This window comes from Saccharomonospora sp. NPDC046836 (assembly GCF_040645195.1).
In the GTDB taxonomy this organism is placed as follows: domain Bacteria; phylum Actinomycetota; class Actinomycetes; order Mycobacteriales; family Pseudonocardiaceae; genus Prauserella_A.
This window is the reverse complement of record NZ_JBEYXW010000016.1, coordinates 137,676-155,872: the sequence shown is the minus strand read 5'-3', so window position 1 is coordinate 155,872 and position 18,197 is coordinate 137,676. Positions and strand designations below refer to the sequence as shown.

General features: G+C 68.1%; 18 protein-coding genes. 6 read left to right on the top strand and 12 right to left on the bottom strand.

Annotated elements, in window-relative coordinates; all coding sequences use genetic code 11:
- Positions 1 to 139: 139 nt before the first annotated feature.
- On the bottom strand, positions 140 to 1,213 hold the full coding sequence (locus ABZ863_RS19705; protein ID WP_358537507.1) for an ABC transporter substrate-binding protein: 1,074 nt from the start codon (positions 1,211 to 1,213) through the stop codon (positions 140 to 142).
- Between the two features lie 309 nt (positions 1,214 to 1,522).
- Here ABZ863_RS19705 and ABZ863_RS19700 point away from each other — a divergent pair, with 309 nt between their 5' ends.
- Genes ABZ863_RS19700 through ABZ863_RS19680 form a run of 5 tightly spaced genes read left to right on the top strand, consistent with a single transcriptional unit; the run spans position 1,523 to position 6,035 of the window.
- Positions 1,523 to 2,005: a Rieske 2Fe-2S domain-containing protein gene (locus ABZ863_RS19700; RefSeq protein ID WP_358537505.1), complete on the top strand. Its 483-nt coding sequence runs from the start codon at positions 1,523 to 1,525 to the stop codon at positions 2,003 to 2,005.
- Positions 1,983 to 3,098: an amidohydrolase family protein gene (locus tag ABZ863_RS19695; protein ID WP_358537502.1), complete on the top strand. Its 1,116-nt coding sequence runs from the start codon at positions 1,983 to 1,985 to the stop codon at positions 3,096 to 3,098. Before ABZ863_RS19700 ends, ABZ863_RS19695 begins: the two co-directional genes overlap by 23 nt.
- The gene (locus ABZ863_RS19690; protein WP_358537499.1) at positions 3,095 to 4,165 is read left to right on the top strand and encodes an amidohydrolase family protein; all 1,071 of its coding nucleotides are present in this window, start codon (positions 3,095 to 3,097) and stop codon (positions 4,163 to 4,165) included. Before ABZ863_RS19695 ends, ABZ863_RS19690 begins: the two co-directional genes overlap by 4 nt.
- Positions 4,165 to 5,043 carry an alpha/beta hydrolase gene (locus ABZ863_RS19685; RefSeq protein ID WP_358537496.1) on the top strand — a complete coding sequence of 293 codons (879 nt, stop codon included), beginning with the start codon at positions 4,165 to 4,167 and terminating at the stop codon, positions 5,041 to 5,043. The genes ABZ863_RS19690 and ABZ863_RS19685 overlap by 1 nt, the downstream gene beginning before the upstream one ends.
- Positions 5,044 to 5,096: 53 nt before the next feature.
- Complete coding sequence (locus tag ABZ863_RS19680) at positions 5,097 to 6,035, top strand: LysR family transcriptional regulator (RefSeq protein ID WP_358537493.1); 939 nt, start codon at positions 5,097 to 5,099, stop codon at positions 6,033 to 6,035.
- Here ABZ863_RS19680 and ABZ863_RS19675 read toward each other — a convergent pair.
- From ABZ863_RS19675 to ABZ863_RS19665, 3 genes are all read right to left on the bottom strand, one after another.
- Entirely contained in the window at positions 6,032 to 7,183 is a 1,152-nt protein-coding gene (locus ABZ863_RS19675) for a DUF222 domain-containing protein (RefSeq protein ID WP_358537490.1), read from the bottom strand. The two genes, ABZ863_RS19680 and ABZ863_RS19675, sit on opposite strands and share 4 nt — an antisense overlap.
- Positions 7,184 to 7,466: 283 nt before the next feature.
- Positions 7,467 to 7,811, bottom strand: coding sequence for a DUF1801 domain-containing protein (locus ABZ863_RS19670; protein ID WP_358537487.1), 345 nt, complete (start codon positions 7,809 to 7,811; stop codon positions 7,467 to 7,469).
- Between the two features lie 34 nt (positions 7,812 to 7,845).
- The gene (locus ABZ863_RS19665) at positions 7,846 to 8,403 is read right to left on the bottom strand and encodes a cupin domain-containing protein (protein WP_358537484.1); all 558 of its coding nucleotides are present in this window, start codon (positions 8,401 to 8,403) and stop codon (positions 7,846 to 7,848) included.
- Between the two features lie 80 nt (positions 8,404 to 8,483).
- Between ABZ863_RS19665 and ABZ863_RS19660 the strand changes: the two genes are divergently transcribed.
- Positions 8,484 to 8,993: a MarR family transcriptional regulator gene (locus tag ABZ863_RS19660; RefSeq protein ID WP_358537481.1), complete on the top strand. Its 510-nt coding sequence runs from the start codon at positions 8,484 to 8,486 to the stop codon at positions 8,991 to 8,993.
- Positions 8,994 to 9,159: 166 nt separating this feature from the next.
- On the opposite strand, the gene ABZ863_RS19655 is transcribed toward ABZ863_RS19660, so the two are convergent.
- From ABZ863_RS19655 to ABZ863_RS19620, 8 genes are read right to left on the bottom strand one after another with little or no spacing between them, the layout of a single operon-like run.
- Positions 9,160 to 11,484 (bottom strand): PQQ-dependent sugar dehydrogenase, encoded by a 2,325-nt coding sequence (locus tag ABZ863_RS19655; RefSeq protein WP_358537478.1) that lies wholly within the window; start codon positions 11,482 to 11,484, stop codon positions 9,160 to 9,162.
- 42 nt (positions 11,485 to 11,526) lie between these two features.
- The gene (locus ABZ863_RS19650) at positions 11,527 to 12,432 is read right to left on the bottom strand and encodes a sugar phosphate isomerase/epimerase (RefSeq protein ID WP_358537475.1); all 906 of its coding nucleotides are present in this window, start codon (positions 12,430 to 12,432) and stop codon (positions 11,527 to 11,529) included.
- The gene (locus tag ABZ863_RS19645; RefSeq protein ID WP_358537472.1) at positions 12,429 to 13,586 is read right to left on the bottom strand and encodes a dihydrodipicolinate synthase family protein; all 1,158 of its coding nucleotides are present in this window, start codon (positions 13,584 to 13,586) and stop codon (positions 12,429 to 12,431) included. Before ABZ863_RS19645 ends, ABZ863_RS19650 begins: the two co-directional genes overlap by 4 nt.
- Positions 13,583 to 14,737 (bottom strand): Gfo/Idh/MocA family oxidoreductase, encoded by a 1,155-nt coding sequence (locus ABZ863_RS19640; RefSeq protein WP_358537469.1) that lies wholly within the window; start codon positions 14,735 to 14,737, stop codon positions 13,583 to 13,585. Before ABZ863_RS19640 ends, ABZ863_RS19645 begins: the two co-directional genes overlap by 4 nt.
- On the bottom strand, positions 14,734 to 15,504 hold the full coding sequence (locus ABZ863_RS19635) for an ABC transporter ATP-binding protein (protein WP_358537466.1): 771 nt from the start codon (positions 15,502 to 15,504) through the stop codon (positions 14,734 to 14,736). Before ABZ863_RS19635 ends, ABZ863_RS19640 begins: the two co-directional genes overlap by 4 nt.
- The gene (locus ABZ863_RS19630) at positions 15,494 to 16,231 is read right to left on the bottom strand and encodes an ABC transporter ATP-binding protein (RefSeq protein ID WP_358537463.1); all 738 of its coding nucleotides are present in this window, start codon (positions 16,229 to 16,231) and stop codon (positions 15,494 to 15,496) included. The genes ABZ863_RS19635 and ABZ863_RS19630 overlap by 11 nt, the downstream gene beginning before the upstream one ends.
- On the bottom strand, positions 16,228 to 17,325 hold the full coding sequence (locus ABZ863_RS19625) for a branched-chain amino acid ABC transporter permease (RefSeq protein ID WP_358537460.1): 1,098 nt from the start codon (positions 17,323 to 17,325) through the stop codon (positions 16,228 to 16,230). Before ABZ863_RS19625 ends, ABZ863_RS19630 begins: the two co-directional genes overlap by 4 nt.
- Positions 17,309 to 18,193 carry a branched-chain amino acid ABC transporter permease gene (locus ABZ863_RS19620; protein WP_358537457.1) on the bottom strand — a complete coding sequence of 295 codons (885 nt, stop codon included), beginning with the start codon at positions 18,191 to 18,193 and terminating at the stop codon, positions 17,309 to 17,311. Before ABZ863_RS19620 ends, ABZ863_RS19625 begins: the two co-directional genes overlap by 17 nt.
- Positions 18,194 to 18,197 lie beyond the last annotated feature (4 nt).

The window sequence follows — 18,197 nt, the reverse complement described above, 5'->3', positions numbered from 1 at the left end:
TGCAACGCCCGCGTCGTCGCCCGCTTCGTAACAAACTCCTTCCCCACACCAATCAACTCCAACTTGACCGGCACAGAAGAAACAACAGACGGATCCAGGGTTTCAACCTCGTGGTGGCTGGACATGCGACTCCTCGGGCTCAAGCTTTGGGCTCGGGCAGCAGGCTGTTGTCGAACCAGGAAGCCGGGTCTCCCCCGGGCTTCGCCTGTCCGGCCGCGACCAGTTCCCCGTATCCGGCGGCCCAGGCGGCTTCGTCGGTGACCAGCAACGGCTTCGACGCATCGCCACCAGTCCACAACTCACGGCTCATCGTGAGGCTCTGCCTGGCGATCGTGTCGTCGTCCAACGTCGCGAAGGAATACTCCTTACGCAGCGCGGCGATCGTCTTGTCGAAGTTCGAGTCGGCCACGAACTCGGCCAGCGCATCGCGGATCCCGGCCATGAAGGCCTTGAGCGCGTCCGGGCTATTCTGAATCGTGTCCTCAGTAGACACATAGACCTGCGAGTCGGACTTCACGACCGTGCTGGGGTCGAAGACCCCCGCGTCGTCGTGCTGCGACATGACGATGGTCGCCGTGTCGATGCTGACGACATAACCGGCGATGCGGCCCTGCTGCACCAGGTTGAACGTGCCTGGCGTGAGGCCGGTGACCTGGCGGGGTACCGTTTCGGGGTCGAGACCGGCGTTGGCCAGCACAAGCGAGACGACCTTGCTGCTCGTACCGCCCTCCGACGGCACACCGATCGTCTTGCCGACGAAGTCCTCCGGCTTCTCCAACGGATCCTGCTTGCTGTACACGACGCGCACGGTCGAACCCCGGCTGAGCGTACCGATGTTCACCAGCGGCTGCTTTGCCTCCGCCACCGCGGCCATCACGTCGATCTGGCCCAGCCTGGTCACCGGCCCGACCCCGGCGAGCAGCGTCTGCATGGCCTGCGGCGAGCCCTTCACCGCCTGGAGCGTGACATCCAGGCCGTGCTTGGCGAAATGACCACCGGCCACCGCGAGCAACTCCGGTGCCATGGACAGGGTTTCCAGGGGCAGGATGCTGAGGAACGTCATCGCCTCGCCGCCGTTGCCACCGTCGGCCGGGCTGGAGCCGCACGCCGTGAGAAGCGCGGGACCGGCCGCCGCGGCGGCCGTGGCCAGTGCGGAGCGTTTGAGAAAGGTCCTTCTGGACAGCGAGGACGGAATCAGCGAATGAGTAGGCACGATCTGTCTCCTCGTTTCTCCGGACACCACCCTGTGACCGGCTGGGAAGGAAGTTGACCCGAGCCGTCGGCCCGCGTCAAGTTTCGGATCGATCTCCCCAGGCCGCCACGTGCCTCGCGCTTGCTCTGATCGGCAGTGAACAACGGATGGTCACCGGCGCGGGTTTTCCTTGGCTGAACAGGCATGTACCCGTGACCGTCCACACGTGCGCGACGGGCAGGCCGGTTCGCCGGTATCGACACCGTCGATGCGGGGCATCGAAACTTTCTCTTTCCTGGCGGCCGGGGTGGATCTCTACTGTCCTCGAACATGAGGATCGTGGTTTCGCGGCTCGACGAGTTCCCGCCGGGGGAACGCAGGATCGTCCAGGCGGGCCGGCGCTCGATTGGTGTGTTCCGGGTCGGCGACAACTTCTACGCGCTGAACAACTACTGTCCGCACCAGGGCGGTCCGCTCTGCCTTGGTGCGACGCAGCCGTGGATCCAGTCCAGCAGGCCGGGCGAGTTCGTGCTGGACGAGGAAGAGGCCCTGGTCGCCTGCCCTTGGCACGGCTGGGAATACGACCTCGCGACCGGCCAGTCGTTCCTCGGGCCGGACGAGCCCCCGGCCCGCACCTACGACGTGTCGGTGGAGGTCGGCACCGGCGAACCGAAGGGCGGGCGCATACCCGGTCCCTACGTCGCCGAGACGTTCCCGGTACACGTCGAGGATGCCTACGTAGTAGTGGATACCAGCGGCGGCGCGCGCCGCGGGACAACGGGAGGGCAACGTGAGCAGCCCAGCAGTCGCTGAGGCACCCGGCAGGGCGCCGGGCAAGCCCGGCTACACGATCGTCGACACGGACATCCATCCGGCCGCTCCGGCCGCCGAGATCCGCTCGCGGTTGTCGGCGGCGCACCAGGCGCGATGGGACATGTTCGGCAGCAGGGTGCCGGGACCGCCGGAAATCTACCCGCGGGTCCGCAACGCGGGGTTCCGCCTCGACTCCTGGCCGGAGGCGGGACCGCCCGGCAGCGATCTGGGGCTGATCCGGAGCCAGTTGCTCGACGAGTTCGACGTCGACCACGGCATCCTCATCCCCCTGCAGGGGCACAGCTGGGGTGTCGAGGAGCCGGAGTACGCCGCGGCATTGTGCCGCGCACTCAACGACTGGCAACAGGACGCGCTGCTCGACCCCGAGCCGAGGCTGCGCAGCTCGATCGCGATCCCGGTCGAGTCACCCGACCTGGCGGCCGAGGAGATCCTGCGGCGCGCGGGCGATCCGCGTTTCGTCCAGGTGCTGCTGTCCACGGGTGGTGAGCTCGGCTTCGGTCGCAGGCGGTACTGGCCGATCTACGCCGCCGCCGCCGAGGCCGGGTTGCCGATCGCCGCGCACACCGGGGGCCTGGAACTGCATCGTGGCGCAGGCTGGCCGTCGTTCTACCTCGAAGAACACGTGTGGAACGGCAACACGATGGCGTCGCTCGTCGTCAGCATGCTGTGCGAGGGCGTCTTCGACCAGTACCCGGACCTGCAGGTTATCTGCATCGAGGGCGGGATCGCCTGGGCGGCACCACTGATGTGGGCGCTCGACGACGCGTGGGAGCAGCTCCGGCTCGACGTGCCGCACCTGCGCAAGCCACCGTCCGAGTACATCCGTGAGCACTTCTGGTTCACGACTCAGCCCATCGAGGAGCCGGATAACCCGGCGGATCTGGAGGTCATACTGGGGCACATCGGGATGGGCGAGCGGATCATGTTCGCCTCCGACTACCCGCACTGGGACTTCGACTCCCCGCGGCATGCGCCGCGGCTGTTCCCGGCGGCGTTACGCGACGGGATCATGGGCGCCAACGCCTGCCGGCTCTACGACCTCCCGCAGCGGGCCACGGAGGTGACGCGATGACGACCGCCGCCATCGCCACCGGGACGGTCGACACCGAGGTCCACTGTGCACCCGGTTCGCTCGCGGAGCTGAAGCCCTACCTCGAACCCTACTGGCGCAACTACGTCGTGGAGAGCGGTCTGTCGATCTCCACCGCGCAGGCAGGGGCGTATCCCCCGCAGGCGCCGACGAGCGCCACACCGGAGGCCAGGGCGGCGGGTCTGTTCCCGGCGCGGGCTGTGGCCGATATCCGTGCGCAGGTGCTGGATCGGCACGCACTGCGCGCGGCTGTGCTCACGTGCACCACCTCCTTCTCTGCCAACCGCAACCCGTACTACGAGGCCGCGCTCACCCGGGCGGTGAACGACTGGCTGATCGCGGAATGGCTGTCCGCGGACGATCGCCTGCGGGCCAGCATGGTGGTGACGACGCTGGACACCGACGCCGCGGTCGCCGAGATCGAGCGGATCGGCGATCATCCCGGGATCGTCCAGGTGCTGCTGCCGGTGCGCACGGATGCGCCGTGGGGCAACAGGCGGCACCGGGCGCTGCTGCGGGCCGCGGCCGAGCACGGTCTCGTCGTCGGCCTGCACGCGTGGGGCCGGACCGGCAACGCCGCCACCCCGACCGGGATCACGCACACCTACCTCGAGGACTATCTGGCCAACTCGCAGATGATCGCGCAGGCGCAGCTGACCAGCCTGGTCACCGAAGGCGTGTTCGCCGAGCTTCCCGGCCTGCGGGTGGCACTGCTGGAATGCGGGTTCTCCTGGCTGCCCACGTTGCTGTGGCGGTTCGACAAGGACTGGAAGGGGGTCTGGCGCGAGGTGCCGTGGCTCGACGACAAACCGTCGGAGATCGTGCGGCAGCACATGCGGTTGACGACGGCGCCCGCCCACCTGCCGCGCGATCCGGAACAGGCGCGGCAGGTGCTGGACCTGGTCGACGCCGAGGCCATGCTCATGTACGCGAGCGACCATCCGCACGACCATGGCCGGGGGCAGGACCGGCTCCTCGCCGCCCTGACCGCCGCCGAGACGAACGCGGTACTCGCCGGCAACGCCGTCGAGTGGTATCGGCTCGGCTGATGTTCGAGGGCTTCGCCGAGCGGGATGTGACAACGCCGTCCGGGGCGCGCATCCGGGTGCGCACCGGCGGCAGCGGGCCGCCGGTGTTGTTGCTGCACGGCTACCCGCAGACGTCGGCGATGTGGCACCGTGTTGCGCCCGAGCTGGCTCGGGAGCGCACGGTGGTCACCGCCGACCTGCGCGGGTACGGCGACAGCACTCCGCCGCCGGGGACGGCGGACAATCCGGTGACGTTCAGCAAGCGGTGCATGGCCGTCGACCAGGTGGCGGTCATGGCGGCGCTGGGGTTCGACCGGTTCGCCGTCGTGGGGCACGACCGGGGAGCCCGGTGCGCCTACCGGCTCGCGCTGGACCATCCAGACGCGGTGACGGCGCTCGGCGTGCTGGACATCCTGCCCACCGGCGACGTCTTCGCCCGCGTCGACGCCACCTTCGCCCGTTCGGCCTGGCACTGGTTTTTCCTCGCCCAGGACGGCACGCTGCCGGAACGGCTGATCGCCGCCGATCCGGACGCGTTCTTCCTGCGTGGCACCGACGGCGTCTTCGCCGAGGAGGCGCGTGCCGCCTACCGCGCGGCGTTCCACCGGCCCTCGGTCATCCACGCCATGTGCCAGGACTACCGGGCGGGCGCCACCGTGGATCGCGCCGACGACGAGGCCGACCGCGGCCGGCGGCGGATCGGCTGTCCCACGCTGGTCCTGTGGGGCAACGCAGGCCCACTCGGCCGGACCCCGGATGTGCTGGAGATGTGGCGCCGGTGGGCGCCGGAGGCCGTGGGCAGCAGTCTCGACTGCGGGCACTATCTCGCCGAGGAGAGCCCGGCGGCGACGGTGCGTGAGCTGCGCGCATTCCTGTCGACCGGGCGGGCGCGTTCTTGACAGCTGATCACGTCCGGGCACTAATGGAGGCCATGGGTTCGGGTCGGCGCACAGTGACGCGGCGACCGACATCGCTGGCGAGCCTGGACCTCAACCTGCTGGTGTTTCTGCGCGAGTTGCTCCGGGAACGCAACGTGACGCGTGCGGCCGAGCGGGTCGGCGTCAGCCAGCCGACGGCGAGCGCGGCGTTGTCGCGGTTGCGGCGGCATTTCAACGACCAGCTGCTGGTCCGGTCTCGTGGGTCTTATGTGCTGTCTCCGCTGGCGGTGCAGCTCGCCGGGCAGGTGGAACCGGTGTGCACGAGCTTGGAGCGGTTGTTCGCCACGAGCCCGGAGTTCGATCCGATGGAGTCGGAGCGCGAGTTCACCTTGCTGATGCCGGACTATGTGCTGGCCGCACTGGGTGAGCGGTTTTCGCGCGAGATGTATGAGGCGGCACCGAGCATTCGGCTGCACATCCGGGTGGTGCGGGAGGCGTTGCCCTCCGACGTCCTGGAGACGCTGCGGGTCATGGACGGGATGATCTCGGCTCCCAAGGCCGACCTGCGCACGCCCGGTATCCGTTCGCAGGAACTGTTCCGCGACCGATGGGTGTGTGTGGTCGACCGGGACAATCCGGTGGGCGACCGGCTCGAGCTGGCTGACCTCGAGCGGCTGCCGTGGGTCGTGCCGCATCATCCGGATGGCGGCTACCCGCCGAGCTCACCGCTGGGCCCGCTGATGGGCCGCCTGGCGACCCGGCCCAGGGTCGCCGTGCGGGTCGACAGCTATCAGGCGACGCCGTACCTGGTCGCGGGCACCGACCGGATCGCGATCCTGCAGCACAGGATCGCCCGCCGTTTAGCCGCTCGCACGGATCTGCGCGTGCTCGACTGCCCGGGTAACCCGCCACCGATCGTTGAGACGCTGTGGTGGCACGAGCAGAAGGAGCACGATGAGGCACACCGCTGGCTGCGGCAAATCCTGCAGCAGGCGGCAAAGTGGTCCGGCTAAGGTGAGCGCGGTTCGTGCAGCGGTCGAACGCTGCTGGTGTAGGTGCCGCCGCTCGGTGTCGTGACGGTGACGACCCCCGTGTCCGGGTGCAGTCGGTAGGTCCACCCGGGTCGGTCCTTGAGTCGGTGATGGCGGCGGCAGAGGTTGACCAGATTCGCCTGATCCGTAGTTCCTCGGTCGCTCCACGGAGTGTGGTGGTCGTTGTCGCCGAAGTGCGCCGGCCGGTGGCACGACGGGAAACGGCATTCGCGGTCCCGTACTCGCACGAACTCGTCGGTCACGGCGGGTGGGCGGTAGCGGCGCCGTCCCACGTCCACCGGCGCCCCGGTGAGGGGATCGGTGACGATCCGCCGCCACGTCGAGGAGGGTTCTTCGGCGATCTCCCGTGCCACCGCAGCCGGAATCGGACCGTACCCCGCCAACTGCGCGGGATCGTCGTTCAACCCAGCCAGAGTCGTGAGATCGACATAGACATGCACATCAGCCTTCACCCCGGAACCGGTGGTGGGCGAACCCAGGAGAAGCTCAGCGAACACGTCGGCCCGAAGTTGGTCGAGGGTGCGCGATTCATTGGCACCGCGCAAGGTACGGGCCATCCGATCAACCCGCGCATACACGGATGAAGCAACCTCAGCAGGCAGATCAGCGAGCAACGTGGACATCCCATCCTCGCCCGGCAACAACTGCACCGACCGCTCCGCCCGACGATGCCCCGCCCGACGGGCAGCACCCTCCGGATCAGCCTTCAGAGCCCAATAGGCAGCGGCCCGCCGCACCTGATGAGGATTCTTACCGACAAGCCGAGGAGCGACAGCCGAGTCGACCTCCCGAGCCTGCGGGTCATTGAGCCAAGCCGTCGCCGCAGCAACCTTCGAAGCCCGATAAGAATCCACAACACCAGACTCCATAGCAGCCAAAGTCCGAGGCAACCGATGAACCAAGGTGGTAGACAGATCGACCATCCGCCGAGCGTGCTGCTCACTCACCGAAAGCAGCAACGCCAACTCGGCAGCCACATCGGGAGCACGCCCCCGATCCTCATCCAGCGCATCCACAGCCCGATGCAACGAAGCCTCAACCCACATCTTGAGCCGATTGAGAGCCAAGATCCGATCCGGAATCTGCTGCCCTAACAAGGAATCCCCCACAAGACCCATCATACCGCAGTCAAGTAGACCACTACAAGCAAATCGGGAGAGGATCCAACCGAGACTGAACAACGATACCCGGACCGTGGGGAACTGTCGCTAGTAGACAGTGACAAAACCCAAACACAGGAGCGACAGTTTCACACGGCGCGCCGAAGGCGTGCCTGAAACCCAACAACCCCACCGAATAACGGCAACCACCCCACCGAAGCGGAAAGGATGCGGGCCGGTGCTCCCCTCCGTCCTCGCGCGAACGGGAGCACCATCACCGCAGTGCCAGTTGTCAGAGCTTGCTGCTGGTCTTGGCAAGGATGCCGGCGAGCAGGTCGTAGTCGACGTCCTGACCCTCGGTGATGTCGGCCGCCTTGCGGTCGCCGTTGCCAAGAGATCTCAGGAAACCCTTCACAGGCTCGATGCCACCGGCCTCGAACACCATGAACGACACCTTGTTCCGCGCCACGTGGATCACGGCGGCGTGCTTGCCGTTTCTCAGGAAATGCGGCTTGCCGTACTGCAGCTGTTCCTCGGCGTCGGTGATGGTCGCGTGGACCATCTCCCGCAGCTTGCCGCAGACCTCCGCCTGCCAGGGGAGCGTCTTGTTGATGTAGTCGGTGACCTCGTTGTTCACGGCGTTCTCCTTCGCGGTGCTGTGCGGAAACTGTTCAGGACGTGGCCGTGACCGGCCGGTAGGTGAGGACGACGGCACCGGTGGTGAACGTCGTCGTGTCGAGCAGGTCGAGAGTCGTGGCGCTGCCCTCGCGGAACAGCGGCTCGCCCTTACCCTTGAGAACGCCCCCTGGTTCGGCGTCGCCATTGCGAACCCGGTCGAGGAGCCGGAAGTACCCGAACCGCTCGACACCGAGGGTGAACGCGATCAGCAGGTCCACTCCGAATCCCGGCGCCGCGCCGAAGGCGTGGACGGTGCGTGGCGGCACGAACAGTAGGTCACCTTCCTGCGCCGTGACGATCTCCACGCCGATGAGTACCTGCAGAACACCGCCAAGGACGAAGAACGTCTCCGCCGATGCGCGGTGGTAGTGCGGCGCGGCCCCGTCCTGCCCCTTGCCCGACGTCGTGCGCGTGGCACTCAGGGAACCTCCGGTCGCCGGCACGTCGGCGAGCCGGGAGATCGTGTTCGGTCCCGCTCCCAGGACTTCCACCTCGTTCCGCCGCACCACGAGCGGCGGCATCTCCTGACTGGTGAGATGCGGTGTGCCCATGACCTTATAGTCACACAGCTGATAGTAAGGCGTCAAACTATACTGCATCGGATAGACGCGGCATCGAATAGACTGTGGCCGTGAGTGAGACGAAGGCAGTGCACCCCGACGCCATCGACGCCGTGGTCGAGGCTTGGGTGCGGGAACGTCCGGACCTGGACCTCGACGCCATCGCCGTCGCAGGCCGCCTGGGCCGGGTAGGGCTCCTGCTGGCCCCTGCGCAGGAGACGGTCTTCACCGCGTTCGGGCTGCAGAAGGGCGAGTTCGACGTCCTCGCGTCGCTGCGGCGCTCCGGCGATCCGTACACGCTGAGGCCGTCGCAACTCTCCGCGACACTGATGCTGACCCGCGCGGGCATGACCAACCGGCTGGATCGGCTGGAGGCGGCCGGGCTCGTCGAGCGCACCCTCGACCCCGCGGACCGGCGCAGCTTCCGCGTCCGGCTCACCGACAGGGGCACCGCCACCGTCGAGGACGCGATGACGGCGCACACGGCCAACGTCACCCGGCTGCTTTCGGCGCTGAGCGAGAAGCAACTCGGCACACTCGACGGACTCCTGCGAATCCTGCTGCGCGCTCTTGAGGTCTAGACCGCGCTGGTTGCCCGGCGACGACCTGACGACCCTGTTCGACGTCCACATGCTGCCAGGGAACTACCGGGTCGGGCCGTTCGAGCTCAGCAGCATCCCGCCCCCGAGCGGGCCGCGGGGCCCGGACAGTACTCGCTGCCCGGGCCCCGCTGCTCGACTCACTCCCCTACCGGTTGAAGAACCTCCGGTACTGCTCGGTCACCGCCCCCGGGGTCAGCGACGTGTCGAGGAACATCAGCGAGTCCATGCGGCAGTTGCACGGGTTGCGCTCGATGTTGTTCTGCGGGAAGCTGCCGCCGATCTTGATGCCGCGCGGGTTGGTCGGGCTCGTGCCCGTGCCGTCCAGCTGCCAGGGGTCACCGGCGGCCGTGTAGAAGCCGGGGATCTCCTTGCCGTTGCGGTACAGCTTCATCTTCCCTGTCGTGTAGTCGAACGTCGCCGCGAGGTGCACCCACTGGCCCTGCGGCAACAGCTCCTGCCAGTTCTGCGACGCCGCATACGTCTGCGACGCGCCGCCGTCGAGCCGGCGGCCGAGGGCCACCAGACGCAGCTCACCGTTGACGTTGATCAACTCGAGCAGCGCCCGAACACCATGGCCGTCGGAGTCACCGGAGAGGATGCCCGCGAGCCCGACCGCGTTGTAGTAGTCGTCCGGGTCGGCCGTCGTCGTGTTCGGACTCGGGTTCTGGCCGGTCATCTTGAACCAGCCCATCACCGTGATGCCCTTCGCCCCGGCGAAGTCGCTCAGCGACTCGACGTTGTTTGCGTCGTTCTGCCAGACACCGGCCTTCCAGTCGTCGTTGCCGTTCTGCGCCGGGTTGACCTGCCTGAGCTGGATCGCGTTGTTGCTGCCAGGGTAGGCACCATCAGCGACCCGGCTGTCCCAGCCACCGTTGACGAGGTTCAGCAGCGTCCGCGAGGAGCCGAGGTCGTACTCCTGGCCACCGTTGACCGGGAACGGGTGCTCGAAGTCGTAGTGGGCCACCAGGTTGCGCTGCACGGTGTTGGTGACCTCCGAGCGCGCGCTGCCCTCCTTGACATCGACGACCTTCCAGATCTTGCCGTTCGCCTTGGCGAGCAGGAACAGCTCACCCGCGGCGTTGCTGCCGAACCGCAGATCGATCCGCTCGTCGCCGACGAGGTCGGGCATCCGCAGGCGCTTGCCGTCGGTGTCGAAGATCTGCAGCTCGTGGATGGTCGCGGGCTGCTTCCCGCGCTTCATGTCCTTGACGTTGGTGTAGAAGACCCGGCCGTCGACCAGATCACCGAAGACGTACTTTCCGTACAGCTGCGGGAAGTCCTGACCGCGGTACACCTGACCGCCCGATACGGCATGGCCGCTGTCGGAGTTGCACGGCCAGTTGGCGGGCGGGTCGTGGTCGTACTGCGCCACCGGGTAGACGTAGCTGTACTGCTCGTCGTCCTCGGGCAGCGGGAACAGCGCGCATTGGGTCGCCGGGTCGAAGCGGTACATGCCCTCGCGCTCGGCCCACCCGAGGTTGTCGCCCTTGCGTACCTCGTAGATCGCCTCGACGGCACGCTGTCCGATGTGGCCGAGGTACATCGCCTTGTTGCCACCACGGTCCCAGGTGAACCGGTGCGGGTCACGCATGCCGTAGGCATAGATCTCACCCAGCGCACCGGCCTGGCCGGCGAACGGGTTGGACGCAGGGATCCCGTACTGGCCGTTGGGTCCGTTGGTGCCGAGCGGGTCGATCCGCAGGATCTTGCCGGCCGGGTTGTCCAGCTCCTGCGTGATGTCGGTGTCGAGGCCGATCCCGCCGTCGCCGACGGCGAGGTACAGCAGCCCGTAGTCCTCGTCGCCGCGCTTGGCGGTCGGGTTGAAGTCGATCTGCTGGATGGCGTGGATCTGCTGTGTGAAGCCGAAACGGAAGATCTCCCGCTGCGTGCCGGTGAACACAGTGGACGACGAGTCGTCCGCGGTCCACTCGGTCACCACACTCTGCACGAACGCGTTGGGCTGGTTCGGGTAGGTCGGCGGCTTGGTCGCGATCGCGTCCCGGTCTTCACTGTGGACGGTGTACAACTTGCCATTACGCGCGAAGTCCGGGTGGAACGTGACGAAGCCGAAGCCGGTGCCCATGCCACGCCCGGAGTAGAAGTCGCCGAACCGCTCCTTGATGTCGAGATAGACGTGCTGCTCGTTGCCGTCGAGCAGGTAGAGCGGGCCGTTCAGGTCGGGAACGTACAGCCGGCCGGACCCGTCGGGGACCTCACCGATGTAGTTGATGCGGTTGTGCCGCATCAACCGGTAGTCCGTCGGCGGCGGTGTCGGGTCGGACTCCGGCAGCTGCGCGTACTCCTCGAGCACCAGGCCGAGGCGTGACTGCACCGGGTCCTCGGGAACCGGATCGGTGATCGGCTGGTCGCCGGCGACGGGCTCTGCCCCGACCGCGACCGGTTGTGCCACCAGGGTGCCCGCAAGCAGAAACGCGCTCGCTGCGGCCACCCACAATCTCTTCTTGCCCATCGTTGGACTCCATCCCTCGGTAGGGGTTGGGGATCGTGGTGGTTACAGATGTGGTTGCACGAGCTCGACGTACCGGCGGGCGAGCGTGGCCACCACATCGCTGCCGGGGGCCGCCCACACGTCCGCGTTGAAGATCTCCACCTCGACGTCGCCGGTGTAGCCCGCCTCGGCGACGGCACGGGTCAGGGTGGCGAAGTCGATGTGACCATCGCCCATCATGCCGCGAGACAGCAGCGAGTCGGCCGGCAGCGGCGTGATCCACTCGCACACCTGGTAGCTGACGATGCGCCGCCCGGCCCGCGCGATCTGGCCGACCACGCCCGGCTCCCACCACACGTGGAAGGTGTCGACGACCACGCCGACGACGTCCTCGGGATGGTCCTCGGCGATGTCGAGTGCCTGCGCGAGCGTCGAGACCACACCACGGTCGGCCGCGAAGATCGGGTGCATGGGTTCGATTCCCAGCCGCACGCCGCGGTCGGCCGCCGCGGGCACCAGTGCACCGACGGCATCCGCCGCGCGGCCCCGGGCACCGGCGAGGTCGCGGTCACCCGCGGGCAGTCCACCGGGCACGAGTACGAGCGTGTCGCAGCCCAGTGCTGCGGCCTCGTCCAGCGCCGCGATGTTGTCGGCGTGCGCGGCGGCCCGCGCGGCCGGCTCGGCCGAGGTGAAGAACCCGCCGCGGCACACACTCGACACGCGCAGCCCCGCGTCGGAGATCATCCGTACCGCAACGTCGAGACCCACCTCGGCCACCGGCTCACGCCAGACGCCGATCGAACCGATGCCCGCCGCGACACAGCCGTCCACCGCCTCACGTAGGGACCAGTTCGCGGTGGTGCGCTGGTTGAGCGACAGCCGAGCCAGCCGCGGGTCACCCGGCTCCGGCGTCGGGATACAAGCAGGCAACCCGGACGGAACGTCCGTTGTGGACACCGTACTCGTCATCGCACCGCACCCGCCGCCTCGAGCCACAGCCGCATCCGGTACGCGGCGAACTCGGGATCGGGCAGCAGCTGCGCCTCGTTGGCCAGTTCGAAGATCCGCGCCAGGTGCGGGATGCTACGGGCCGACTGCAGGCCGCCGATCATCGTGAACCCGCGCTGATGACCGGACAGCCACGCCAGGAACGCGATGCCGGTCTTGTAGTAGAAGGTCGGCGCGGCGAACACGTGCCGCGACAGCGGCAGCGTCGGCGCCAGCTCGGCGTCGTAGGTCTCCAGGTCGCCGTCGTCCAATGCGGACAGCGCGGCGGATGCCGCGGGCGCCATGGCGGAGAACGCACCCAGCAACGCGTCGGAGTGGCGCTCGCCGTCACCGCGGATCAGCTCCGGGTAGTTGAAGTCGTCACCGGTATACAGCCGCACCCCGGCGGGCAGCGCGGCCCGCAGCCCGCGCTCGTGTTCGGCGGACAACAGCGACACCTTGACGCCGTCGACCTTGGCCGCGTGTTCCCGCACCAGTGCGAGGAAGGTCTCGGTGGCGGTCGCGACATCCGTCGAGCCCCAGTAGCCGGCGAGCTGGGGGTCGAACGCCTCGCCGAGCCAGTGCAGGATCACCGGCTCGCGCACCTGCCGCAGGATCGCGCCGTACACCCGGAGGTAGTCGTCGGCGGACGCCGCCACACGCGCCAGGTGCCGCGATGCCATGACGATCACCTGCGAGCCGCATCCCTCGACGTAGGCAACCTGCTCCTCGTACGCGGCGAGCACACCCTCGACGTCGGCGATCTCGTCGCGGTGGTCGGTGCCCGCGCCGGAGGCGATGCGCGCTCCGTGCGAGCGGGCCTGCTCGGCGCTGCGGCGCACCAGTTCCCGCACCGCGGCCCAGTCCAGGCCCATGTTGCGCTGGGCGGTGTCCATCGCCTCCGCGACACCGAGGCCGTAGCGGAAGAGCTCCCGCCGGAAGGCCAAAGTGGACTCCCAGTCGACGGCGGCCGGCACCCCGGGCGTGTTGTCGCCAACCGGGTCGGCGACGACGTGCGCTGCTGCGAACGCGACCCGCGAGGAGTACGGCTGCGGGTGCTCCTTCCACTGCCGCGGCGCGCGCAGCTCCAGTCGGGTCCACGTACCATCGGCAGCGGGCAGTTCGATGGAGCTCATGAGCTCACCCCGGTGGACAGCTCGACCCGCCTGCCTTCCCTCGACGACGCCAGCCCCGCGTCGACCAGCGCCAGCCCGCGCACCCCGGCTGCGAGATCGTAGGGATGGCGCCTGCCATGGTGGACGTCGAGCAGGAACCGCTCCCACTGGGCGCGGAAACCGTTGCCGAACTCCTGGTTGTCCGGCATGTCCTCCCACTGGCCGCGGAAGTCCTCCGTAGTCGGCAGGTCGGGGTTCCACACCGGCATCGGCGTGCGCGCACGCGACTGGATCCGGCAGCCCCAAAGCCCGGCGACCGCCGAGCCGTGCGTACCGTCCACCTGGAACTCGACGAGCTCCTTGCGGTCAACGCGCACCGCCCATGATGAGTTGATCTGCGCGATGACATCGCCTTCCAGCTCGAAGATCGCGTACGCGGCGTCGTCGGCCGTCGCCTCGTACTTGCGCCCGTGCTCGTCCCAACGCTCGGGGATGTGCGTCACCGCCTTGGCCATCACCGCGCGAACCGGGCCGAACAGGTTCTCCAGTAGGTAGTTCCAATGGCAGAACATGTCGAGCACCATGCCGCCGCCGTCCTCGGCGCGGTAGTTCCAGGATGGACGCTGCGCGGTCTGCCAGTCCCCTTCGAACACCCAGTAGCCGAACTCCCCGCGCACGGACAGAATCCGCCCGAAGAACCCGGAGTCGATGAGCCGCTTGAGTTTCAACAGGCCCGGCAGGTACAGCTTGTCGTGCACGACACCGTTGACGACTCCGGCGGCCTCCGCGGCCTGTACCAGTTCCTCGCCCTCGGCGACCGTGGACCCGATGGGCTTCTCGGTGTAGATGTGCTTGCCCGCGGCGATGGCCTTGAGGATCGCCTTCTTGCGCTCGCCGGTGACCTGCGCGTCGAAGTAGATCTGCGCGGCGTCCTCGGCGAGCAGCGTGTCGAGGTCGGTGCTCCAGTCGGCGATGCCGTGCTGCGCGGCCATCGTCGCGAGCTTGCCACCGTTGCGGCCCACCAGCACCGGCTCCACCTGGATGCTGCTGCCGTCCGCGAGCGGTATGCCGCCGTCGTCGCGGATCGCGAGGATCGAACGCAGCAGGTGCTGCCGGTAGCCCATGCGGCCGGTGACGCCGTTCATGAGGATGCGGTAAGTGTGCACGGTCATGACTTGTCTGCTCCCGGTGTCGATGGCTGGCGGCGGTCGGTCTTGCGGCTGCCCAGGTAGAGCTCGCCGAGCTGCGGGTCGGCCAGCAGCTCGGTGGCGGGGCCGGAGATGTGCACGCGGCCGAGGTCGAGCACGCAGCCGAGGTCGGCGGTTTCCAGTGCGCGGCGAGCGTTCTGCTCGACGAGCAGCACCGCGGTGCCCGCATCGCGCATCCGTACGACCTGTTCGAACACGGTCGCAGTGGCTTTCGGGTCGAGGCCCATCGACGGCTCGTCGAGCAGCACCACCCGCGGGCTGACCATGAGCGAGCGCGCGAACTCGACCTGCTTCTGCTGGCCCCCGGACAGCGCACCGGCCAGCGAACCCCACCGGTCGGCCACCACGGGGAACAGCGTCTTGACGAAGTCGGCGCGCTCGGCGATCCGTGCCTTCTCCCGCAGCGTGTACGCGCCGAGCAGCACGTTCTCGCCGACGGTCATCTCCTTGAACACACTGTGTCCCTGCAGCACGTGCGAAAGGCCGTGCCTGAGCATGTCCTGCGGACCCCTGCCGGTGATGTCCTCGCCGCCGATGCGGATGCGGCCGGCACGCGGCGCGAGCATTCCACTGGCCACCTTGAGCACAGTGGACTTTCCCGCGCCGTTGGGCCCGACGAGGCACACCACGCTCGCGGGCGGCACCCGCACTGTGAGACCGCGCAGCACGAGCGCCGCACGACCGTAGCCCGCCTCGATGTCGACGAGCTCGAGAAGGTAGTCAGACGCCAAGGTAGGCCTCCAGGACTCGCGGGTCCTCCTGGACCTCGGCGGGCGTGCCCTCGGCGATGGGCCTGCCCCGGTCGAAGACGACGACGTGGTCGGACAGGCTCATCACCATGTCCATGTTGTGTTCGACGACGATGAACGTCCTGCCCTCGCCGTTGAGCGAACGGACCAGCCCGCCGATGCGGTCGATCAGTGCCGGGTTCACGCCCCCTGCCGGTTCGTCGAGCATGATCGTCTCGGGATCGGTCATGAGCACCCCGGCCAACTCGAGAAGCTTCTGCTGCCCATAGGACAGATCGCGCGCCTCGGCGCGTTCGAGGTGGTCGATACCGACCCGGGCGAGCAGCTCGCGGGCACGCGCGATGTCGCCGCGCTGCCGGGCGGGCGCCAGCCTGCCCACCAACGATCCACTGCGGACGGACACCAGCATGTTCTCCAGCACCGTCATCCGCGGGAAGACCCGGCACAGCTGGAAGCTGCGGCCGATACCAGCGCGCGCGATGCGGTGCGGCGCCTTGCCGGTGATGTCGTGGCCGCGGTAGGTGACGCTGCCCGAGTCCGGTTTGATCATGCCGGTGACGCAGTTGAAGAACGTCGTCTTGCCCGACCCGTTGGGCCCGATCAGCGCGTTGATCCTGCCGGGACGGAACGACACACTCGCCCCGTCGACGGCGTGCACTCCACCGAAGGACTTGGTGAGCTCGACGGTCTCCAGCGTGGTTGTGGTCACTGTCCCGCCCCCTTGGCCGTGGCCGCGAGCTCGGCCTGCTCACGTTGCGCGGCCAGTTCCGCCGCGGTGACCTCGCGGATGGACGCCTGCTGCGGCCGGAACCGGTTGATCAGGTCACGCGCCGCGGGGATGATCCCGTCGGGCATGAACAGCACGACGATGCCCAGCAGCACACCCATCGCGATGAGATGTGCCTGCGTGTCCCCGTACTGTGCCTTGAAGTACTCGGTGGCGTAGGCGACGATCACCGCGCCCAGCACGGGGCCGAGCAGGCTGCGGATGCCACCCAGCAGACTCATCAGCACGAGATAGGAACCCGTGAGAATGGAGAACTGGAAGACCGGGTCGAGGAAGCCGAACCACAGTGCGTAGAGCCCGCCGCCGAGCGCGGTGAAGAACGCCGACACCACGAACACCACGAGCTTGTAGGTGAACGTGGGCACGCCAAGCGACTGTGCCTTGTCCTCGTCCTCTCGGATCGCCTTCAGTCCCATGCCGAACCGCGAGCGGTCGATCGCCCACCAGCACAGCAGCGCGAGCGCGAGCAGTACGGCGTGCAGGTAGAAGAACCGCTCGTGTTGTTCGGGCCGCAGCACCTCCGGCCCGAACGGGCGCGGCACGCGCAGGCCGTTGGAACCGCCGGTGAACGTACCCCAGCTCTGGAACACGAGCAGGAAGATCAGTACCACCGCGATCGAGACGATCACGAACGACGCCCCGCGCACGCGCAGGCTCGCGATGCCGATCGGCACGGCGAGCAGCGCGACGATCACGGCACCGAGGACGAGCGCGAGCCACGGGTTGACGTCAGCTCGCAGGATGAGCAACGCGGTGGCGTACCCGCCGAGGCCCGAGTACGCGGCGTGGCCGAGCGAGATGTAACCCGTGAATCCGCCGACGAAGTTCCACGACGTCGCCAGCACCGCATAGCTCATGATCACGACGCCGACCGACAGGATGAACGAGTCGGGCGCCATGCCGGGGAACGCGACCACGACGGCGGCCAGCGCCACCAGACCGGCGAACTTGGCCACCCGGACCGTCGTTCTCGGCCGGTCGATGTGGACGGTCAGGAGATCAGAATCGCTGGGCAAGGCGGCCTCCGAAGAATCCCTGCGGGCGGAACATCAGGGTCGCGAACAGTGCGAGGTAGAAGAACGTCTGCGCCCACGTGGTCCCGAGCGGCACCTGCAGCAGGCTCTGCCCGAGCCCGAGCGCCATTGCGGCGATCGCGGCGCCCGGAATGCTGCCGAGCCCGCCGACCACGATGATCGCCATCAGTGGTCCGATCCAGTGCCAGTGCAGCGACGGGTAGATCGTGGAGTCCAGCGCGAGCGCCGTGCCCCCGATCGCCGCGGTGGCAAGGCCGAGGCCGAAGCCGTAACCCGCGACCCGGTCGGTCTTGATGCCGAGCAGCTGCGCGGCCTCCTTGTGCTGCATGGTCGCGCGCAGCGCCTGGCCGAACCTGGTCACCTTCAGCAGGACGTACAACGCCGCGAGCGACAGCCCAGCGAGCCCGAACGCGATGAGCTTGACCACCGCGATGCTCGCGCCGAAGAACTCCAGATGCGCACCGGAGTAAGGCAACTGGACGCGCCGGTGTGTTCCGGTGAAGAGGAACCCGAGCGTGCCCTCGATGACCATCGCGATCGAGAACGTGAGCAGCACCGACATCATCGTGAGCGTCGCGGGCCGCAGCCGCGCGATGAGCAGGCGCTGCAACACGACACCGATCGCGAAGAACAACGGCACCGTGAACACCAGCGACAGCAGCGGGTCGAGCCCGGTCTCGCGGGTGAAGAACCACGCGAGGTAGGCGGCGAGGATGAGGAACGCCGAGTGGGCGATCATCACCACCCGCATCACTCCGAAGTAGAGGGTCAGGCCCGCCGCCAGCAGAGCGTAGAGCCCGCCGAGCAGCACGCCGAGCACGAGGCTCTGCAGCAGCAGCGATCCAGTCACGGCC